The 7,013-nt window shown below is 65.5% G+C and carries 8 protein-coding genes, 1 tRNA gene and 1 pseudogene; 7 read left to right on the forward strand and 3 right to left on the reverse strand.

Going from position 1 to position 7,013, the window contains the following annotated elements; translation table 11 throughout:
* The 7 genes from AC1DMG_RS18130 to AC1DMG_RS18160 form a co-directional block, all read left to right on the forward strand.
* On the forward strand, positions 1 to 763 hold a 763-nt coding region (locus AC1DMG_RS18130; RefSeq protein ID WP_477180862.1), incomplete at its 5' end, for an SPOR domain-containing protein.
* Between the two features lie 46 nt (positions 764 to 809).
* Positions 810 to 885 (forward strand) — tRNA-Thr (locus tag AC1DMG_RS18135).
* Between the two features lie 17 nt (positions 886 to 902).
* A complete protein-coding gene (locus tag AC1DMG_RS18140; protein ID WP_441604708.1) occupies positions 903 to 1,283 on the forward strand; it encodes a rhodanese-like domain-containing protein in 381 nt (126 codons plus the stop codon).
* Between the two features lie 36 nt (positions 1,284 to 1,319).
* On the forward strand, positions 1,320 to 2,234 hold the full coding sequence (rocF, locus tag AC1DMG_RS18145) for an arginase (RefSeq protein ID WP_441604707.1): 915 nt from the start codon (positions 1,320 to 1,322) through the stop codon (positions 2,232 to 2,234).
* 34 nt (positions 2,235 to 2,268) lie between these two features.
* Positions 2,269 to 3,636 (forward strand): tryptophan--tRNA ligase, encoded by a 1,368-nt coding sequence (locus AC1DMG_RS18150; RefSeq protein ID WP_441604706.1) that lies wholly within the window; start codon positions 2,269 to 2,271, stop codon positions 3,634 to 3,636.
* A 31-nt stretch (positions 3,637 to 3,667) separates the two neighbouring features.
* Positions 3,668 to 3,994 carry a hypothetical protein gene (locus AC1DMG_RS18155; protein WP_121877849.1) on the forward strand — a complete coding sequence of 109 codons (327 nt, stop codon included), beginning with the start codon at positions 3,668 to 3,670 and terminating at the stop codon, positions 3,992 to 3,994.
* 14 nt (positions 3,995 to 4,008) lie between these two features.
* Positions 4,009 to 4,650: a DUF6348 family protein gene (locus AC1DMG_RS18160; protein ID WP_441604705.1), complete on the forward strand. Its 642-nt coding sequence runs from the start codon at positions 4,009 to 4,011 to the stop codon at positions 4,648 to 4,650.
* A gap of 232 nt (positions 4,651 to 4,882) precedes the next feature.
* Here the strand turns inward: AC1DMG_RS18160 and AC1DMG_RS18165 are convergent, their stop codons facing one another.
* The 3 genes and pseudogenes from AC1DMG_RS18165 to AC1DMG_RS18175 form a co-directional block, all read right to left on the reverse strand.
* Positions 4,883 to 5,266, reverse strand: a complete 384-nt coding sequence (locus tag AC1DMG_RS18165; protein WP_441604704.1) for a VOC family protein — start codon at positions 5,264 to 5,266, stop codon at positions 4,883 to 4,885.
* Positions 5,267 to 5,388: 122 nt separating this feature from the next.
* On the reverse strand, positions 5,389 to 6,777 hold the full coding sequence (locus AC1DMG_RS18170; protein ID WP_441604703.1) for a dihydrolipoamide acetyltransferase family protein: 1,389 nt from the start codon (positions 6,775 to 6,777) through the stop codon (positions 5,389 to 5,391).
* A 75-nt stretch (positions 6,778 to 6,852) separates the two neighbouring features.
* Positions 6,853 to 7,013 (reverse strand): annotated as a pseudogene (locus tag AC1DMG_RS18175) (alpha-ketoacid dehydrogenase subunit beta); the annotation flags it as partial.

The raw sequence follows: 7,013 nt of genomic DNA on the forward strand, positions 1-7,013 counted from the left end.
CCGCTTGCCTGACGGATCATCGATGTTCCTGCGCCTGCTCTTTGTCCTGCTGATCGCACTCAATATTGCGGTAGGCGCGTGGCTGTTGCTGGGCCAGGACGACGTGCACGACCGCAGCGCCACCGATGCCGGCGTGCCCGAACTGCACCTGCTGAGCGAGCGCCCGCCGGCGCCCTCGAGCGCACCGGCAYCGGCGTCGCCGACAACGACCATTGGCGCCGCGACAGCGGCGACCGCAGCAGGCCCGACGTCCAATGCCGCGCCGGTGGCGCAGCCCCCCGCGCCCGCGCCGCCGCCGCCATCGCGACCCAACACCTATACCTGCATGGCCCTGGGCCCGTTCGCCACGCAAACCGACATGCGCAACGCGCGCAGCGCGCTGACCAGTCAGGCGGCACGCATGCGCCAGCGCCAGGAACAAACCACGCAGACCACCGGGTGGTGGGTCTACCTGCCGGGCGGTGGCAGCCGCGACAAGGCGCTGGAGCTGGGCCGCCGTCTGGCCGCGGCCAATGTCGGCGAATACTTCGTGGTCAGCGCCGGTGACCAGTCCAACACGATTTCGCTGGGGCTGTTCAAGGATCCCGCCAACGCCCGCCGCCGTCGCGAACAAGTGGTCGCCGCCGGATTCCCGGCCCAGATGACCGAACGCACCGAAAGCGTGGCCGAGTACTGGCTGGACGTAGTGATCGCCGACAACGGCCACACCGACTGGCGCAATCGCGTGCGCGGCGTGGGTTCGCATAGCACCGGCTGCTTCTGAGGCCTTTGGCGTTGCACCGCGGGGGCCTGTTAGACTTCGCTTCTTCGCCGGTATAGCTCAGTTGGTAGAGCAACTGATTTGTAATCAGTAGGTCGCGGGTTCGACTCCTGCTGCCGGCACCAGATCGAGGGTTTCCCGCATGCTCAAGGCCCACCTGGCCGCACTGCTGATGCTGGCGGGCATGGGTACCGCCATCGGGGCAGATGCGCCAATCAACGCCTCGCAACTGCTGCAACGCCAGCAGGCCGGGCAGGCGCCGGTGCTGGTCGATGTGCGCGGGTCCGACGAATACCTCGACGGCCACATTGCAGGCGCACTCAATATCCCCGTCGACCAGTTGGCCAGCCGCGCCGGCGTTCTCGGCGTGCCCCGCGACAGCGAGATCGTGGTGTATTGCGTCTCCGGGAAGCGCGCTGCCAGGGCGCAGGAAACGCTTACATCGTTGGGCTATACCCATGTGCGTCTGCTGGACGGCAGTTTGAACACATGGCGGCAACGTCGTCTGCCTCTGGCACACTAGGACGACTCGTATTCCGCTTTGACACTGCAGGTTTTCATGGTCAACAAGGCACTCTCCCTGATCGGCGTTCCCACGGACATTGGCGCGGGGCATCGCGGCGCGTCCATGGGACCCGAAGCACTGCGCGTAGCAAACCTCGCCGCCCGGCTGGCCAAGCGCGGGCTGGAAGTGGTCGATCGCGGCAACCTGCAGGGACCGCTCAATCCGTGGCAGCCGCCGGTGAACGGCTATCGCCATCTGCCAGAAGTGGTGGCCTGGAACCAGGCCGTGCATGAGGCGATCTACGCCGAACTCACCGCCGGTCGCGTGCCGGTGATGCTGGGTGGCGATCATTGCCTGGCGATCGGTTCGATCAGCGCCATCGCGCGTCATTGCCGCGACACGGGCAAGACGCTGCGCGTGCTGTGGCTGGATGCGCACGCCGACTTCAACACGGCCGATGCCACTCCGTCGGGGAATATCCACGGCATGCCGGTGGCCTGCCTGTGCGGCAATGGACCGAAGGAATTGGTCGAGATGGGTGGCCATGTGCCGGCTACTTCTCCGGCGGCGTTCCGCCAGATCGGCATCCGTTCGGTGGATGAGGGCGAAAAGCGTCTCGTGCGCGAGTCGCAGGTGAGCATCTTCGACATGCGCCACATCGACGAAGTGGGCATGAAGCGCACGATGGAAGAAGCCCTCGCCGGTGTGGACGAAAACACGCATCTGCACGTGAGCTTCGACGTGGACTTCCTCGACCCGACCATCGCGCCGGGCGTGGGCACCACCGTGCGCGGTGGCCCGAATTATCGCGAGGCACAGCTGTGCATGGAGATGATCGCGGACAGTGGCCGCGTCAGTTCGTTGGACATCGTCGAACTCAATCCCGCCTTCGACAAGAAGAACCAGACCGCGCGCCTGGCCGTGGACCTGGTGGAGTCGCTGTTCGGCAAGTCCACGCTGATCCGCTGATCGCCAACACCAAACAATACGAAGAAACCAGCACATGAAGACCCGCGTACTCACCGGCATCACCACCACCGGCACGCCCCACCTGGGCAATTACGTCGGCGCGATCCGCCCGGCCGTTGCCGCGAGCAGGCGCGACGACGTGGATGCGTTCTACTTCATGGCCGACTACCACGCGCTGATCAAGAGCGACGATCCGGCGCGCATCGAGCGTTCTCGCCTGGAAATTGCCGCCACATGGCTGGCCGCGGGCCTGGATCCGCAGAAGGTCACGTTTTATCGCCAGTCCGATATTCCGGAAATACCCGAGCTGACCTGGTTCCTCACCTGCGTCACCGCGAAGGGTTTGCTCAATCGCGCGCATGCTTACAAGGCGTCCGTGGATAAGAACACGGAAAGCGGCGAGGACGCCGATGCCGGCATCACCGCCGGCCTGTACATGTATCCGGTGCTGATGGCGGCCGACATCCTCGCGTTCAACGCGAACAAGGTGCCGGTGGGCCGCGACCAGATCCAGCACATCGAAATGGCGCGCGACATCGCTCAGCGTTTCAACCATATCTACGGCCGCGAATTCTTCGCGTTGCCCGAAGTGGTGATCGAGGAACAGGTGGCGACGCTGCCCGGCCTCGATGGCCGCAAGATGTCCAAGAGTTACGACAACACCATTCCGCTGTTCGCGGGTGGGCAGAAGCATCTGCGCGATTCCATCATGCGCATCGTCACCGATTCGCGCCTGCCGGGCGAAGCGAAGGATCCGGACAGCTCCTCGCTGTTCACCATCTTCCGCGCCTTCGCCAGCGACGCCGAGTCCACCGCGTTCCGCCAGGCACTGGTCGATGGACTGGGTTGGGGCGAGGCCAAGCAGGTGTTGTTCGAGCGCCTGGAAGTGGATGTTGCGCCGATGCGAGAAAGCTACAACGCCTTGATGGCGCGCCCGGCGGTGATCGAGGAGATCCTGCAGGAAGGCGCCAAGAAGGCGCGTGCGATTGCTGCGCCCAAGATTGCAGAACTGCGTGATGCGATTGGCCTGCGTTCGGGTGCAGCGGTGGCATCGGGCACCGGTGGCACCAAGGCGACTGCTGCTAAGGGTGGCAAGTCCGCGCGCTTCGCCAGCTTCCGCGATGCCGATGGCAGTTTCCGTTTCCGCCTGTTCTCCGCCGACGGCGAAGAGCTGCTGCTGTCGCGTTCGTTTGCCGATCCCAAGGCAGCCGGCGCGATGCAGAAGCGCATCAAGGAACTGGGCAGCGTATCGGCCGTGGTGCAGGTGCAGCCGCAGGCCCTGGTGCTGGAAATCGACGGCGACCAGGTCGGCGCCACGCCGGCATACGACGGCGAGCAGGCACGCGACGAAGCGCTCGATCGCCTGCGCGGCGCGCTCGACCAACTGGCAGCGCAAGAATAAAGCGCTCGGCTTTCATGGAGTGAACTGACGTATGCGTTATCTGGCCATCCTCATGCTCGCGCCCTGGTTGCTGATCTTGGGCTGGGCGTTCTGGTCCTATCCCAAGAGCCTGCCGCGCACGCGCCTGCGCCGATACTTCGATGTGGCGGCCTTGCTGCTCGCTGCGTTCGCCGCGGTGGAGTGTGCGAGCACGGCGTTCGATACGGCGACGGTGCCCACGGTGGGCCAGTACGGCCCTTCCAGCGGCGCCATCTGGCAGCAGGTGCTGCCGGCGCTCTACGGTTACGGCGCATGCGTCGTGGTATTGGTGCTGGCGCTGATCGTGCGCCAGCTCGTATGGCGCCCTCACGCGCACTGAAGCAGGAAACGACCATGCAAGACGCCGACCTCCAGCGATACCTACTGCGCCTGTTCGAACGCCATGACGTCGAACTGGAACCCGACGAAGAGTGGCTGATGACGGACGGCGATTTCCCCGCCGTGCGCGCCAGCTGGTTCGAAGGCGCCGCGGGCGAACCCGGCCGTCTGGATGTCGATGTGGTGATCAGTGAGGATCGCCATATCGAAGAGAGTTTCGCCGGCGTTGGCGGTGGTGAAGCGGGTTGCCTGGATGCGCTGCGCGCGTTTGAGCATGGCGTGTTCCATGTGTTGCTGGCGGCGTGCTGGTACGTCACCGACGATCGGCGCATGCAGCTGCAGAGTTGGGATTTTGGTATCCGTACGTGGGATGTGTTCGTTGCGCCGTGGCTGTCGAGTCAGGATGGCGTGGAGCCGCCCGCCGGCTTGGTCGCCCAGCTTCGCACTGCGTTGCAGAGCGAGTCGTTGAACCCGGAGCTGCATTGGGTGCGGCTGTTCTATCGTCGTGGCGACGATGGCGCGGTTACCGCCGAGGCCTTGCTCGACAATGCCGCGTGGCCGGCCGGCGATCGCCTGTTGGCGTCGCTCTCGTGGCCTGCAGCGGAGAAGGGTTACAGCGTGCGCGGGTTTGTGGCGCTGGATATTCGCGATTACTGAAACACCACCGCTGATCTTCTGTGGGAGCGCACCCTGTGCGCGACAATCCTACGGAGCGTAGACGCCATCGCGCCGCGGTCGCGCACAAGGTGCGCTCCTACAAGGGTAGGGTGTCTGGATTTTCTGTGGGAGCGCACCCTGTGCGCGACAAACCTACGGAGCGGAAGCGACGTGGCGCTGCGTCGCGCACAGGGTGCGCTCCCACAGGTGTGGCATGGTGCTCTAGGTGGCACTAACCCCAGCGATTGAGATGCGGCCCGAATTCCTCTCGCTGCGGGCGAACCACACAGAAGCGATGCCCGCTCGGCGCCTGCATGACCCACCAGCGGTCGGGCACGTAATGGACCCGCGTGGCGCCGAGCTTCTCCATGCGCTGCACTTCGGCTTCGATATCGTCCGTTTCAATATCCAGATGCACGCGGTTGTCGTGCTCGACGCGTTGCAACAGGATGATGGGCTCGTCATCGGCGGACGCAAGCCGGGCGTACTTGCCATCGCCATCCTCGTCCAGGGTGACGATGGATTTGCCCAGGGCGTGGCTCCAGAAGGTGGCGGCATCGGCCAGGTTGTCCGTCTTGCAGTCGATCACGATGGTGCACAGTCGGCTGTGATGCATGGCGGCGGTCCCGTGATGAGCGGCCATCGATCGTAGTGCGAGGCCGGGTGCAGGGGCCGTCAACGTTTCGCGCATAAAAAAAGCCCCGGCATGGCCGGGGCTCTTCGTACGCTTAGATTGCCTTAGTTCGGCAGCGACAAATCGTCGAGCAGCGCCTTGAGGAAGCGTGCCGCTTCACCGCCGGTGGCGGCGCGGTGATCGAAGGTGATCGAGATCGGCATGCGGCGATGCACTTCGATGCCGCCCATCACGGCCACCACGTCGTGGCTCAGCTTGCCCGCACCGATGATGGCAACGCACGGCGGCACAACGACCGGCGTGGCGTAGCGACCGGCGAACATGCCGAAGTTCGACAGGCTGATGGTGTAGCCGCTGAGTTCCGACGCGGGAATCGTGCGGTCTTCCACCGACGTGCGCAGGCGCTTGATCGCCGCGCGGATGCCGGCGCCATCGAGCACGTCGGCATTGCGCAGGGCCGGCACGAACAGGCCTTCCTCGGTGTCCACGGCGATGCCGATGTCCACATGCGGGTGCAGCGTGCGGGTGAGGTTCTTGCCGTCGAACCAGGCGTTGAGCGCCGGCACGGTCTTGCAGGCAACCACGATCGAACGGATCAGGCGGGCGGTGATGTCCTGCTTGCCGATCCATGCGTGCAGGTCGGCGTCGTCCACCAGGGTGGTCGGCACCACGTTGGCGTGGGCTTCGGCCATCACGCGCGCCATATTGCGGCGCACGCCCTTGAGCTGTTCGGGCTGGCCGCTGGCCTGCACGCTCGGCGGCGCGGTGCGCACCGGCTTGCCGGCGAGCGAGGTGGCGGTGCGCGGAGCGTCGGGTTCCGGCAGCTGCGGGGCCAGGTGACGACCGGCGGAAGCCGGCACGCTGCTGCGAGCCGGTGCGGCGCCCAGGGCGGCGCTGCCGTTGGCGGCGGCGTTCTTCACATCCTGCATGGTGACCACGCCGTCGGCGCCCGAGGGCTGCACGCGGGCGAGGTCGACCTTGAGCTTCTTGGCGAGCGCACGCACCGCCGGCACGGCCTTGACGCCGCCGACGCTGGAGGCCTGCTCCACGTGCACGTGGCTGCCGGAGACCATCGCACCGACCACGGTGCCTTCGTCTTCGCGATCGGCTTTGCCATTGCCGCTGTCGATCTCGCCGCCTTCATCGGAGGCAACGACCTTGTGCGTATCGGCCGTGGCGCTGCCGGTGCCCTTCTTGGGGCCGTGGTGGTGGCCGGTGGACTCGGCCTCGGCACGCTGCTTGGCGTTCGGATCGGGCTCGAATTCGGCCAGTGCCGAACCGGTTTCGATGATGTCGCCTGCGGCGCCGTGCAGCTTGGTCACCTTGCCGGTGTACGGCGAAGGCACGTCGACGACGGCTTTGGCGGTTTCCATCGAGCACAGCGGTGCGTCGAGCTTGATGGTGTCGCCTTCCTTCACGTGCCACTCGACGATGGTGGCGTCGGGCAGGCCTTCGCCGAGGTCGGGCAGATAGAAAGTCTTGATGTCGGCCATGAGATTGATTCCGTGGTCAGGCGGAGTGTTCATTGTGCGATGCCCGGCATGGCCGGGACATCGAAGGGCATGTTCTTAGCTGGCAGCCAGTGCGCGCTTGGCGGCTTCCACCACGCGCTCGGCACTCGGCATGTACTTCATTTCCAGGCGGAACAGCGGGATGTGGGTGTCGTAGCCGCTGACGCGTTCGACCGGCGCGAGCAGGTCGTACATGCATTCCTCGGCTAGGCGTGCGG

This window comes from Dyella sp. 01N36, from assembly GCF_056399745.1.

Excerpts from the sequence above, each read along its gene's own strand:
- AC1DMG_RS18160 (WP_441604705.1), top strand. The coding sequence starts at position 4,009 with ATGCAAGACGCCGACCTCCAGCGATACCTACTGCGCCTGTTCGAACGC.
- AC1DMG_RS18150 (WP_441604706.1), top strand. The coding sequence starts at position 2,269 with ATGAAGACCCGCGTACTCACCGGCATCACCACCACCGGCACGCCCCAC.
- AC1DMG_RS18140 (WP_441604708.1), top strand. The coding sequence starts at position 903 with ATGCTCAAGGCCCACCTGGCCGCACTGCTGATGCTGGCGGGCATGGGT.
- AC1DMG_RS18170 (WP_441604703.1), bottom strand. The coding sequence starts at position 6,777 with ATGGCCGACATCAAGACTTTCTATCTGCCCGACCTCGGCGAAGGCCTG.
- AC1DMG_RS18165 (WP_441604704.1), bottom strand. The coding sequence starts at position 5,266 with ATGCATCACAGCCGACTGTGCACCATCGTGATCGACTGCAAGACGGAC.
- AC1DMG_RS18155 (WP_121877849.1), top strand. The coding sequence starts at position 3,668 with ATGCGTTATCTGGCCATCCTCATGCTCGCGCCCTGGTTGCTGATCTTG.
- rocF (WP_441604707.1), top strand. The coding sequence starts at position 1,320 with ATGGTCAACAAGGCACTCTCCCTGATCGGCGTTCCCACGGACATTGGC.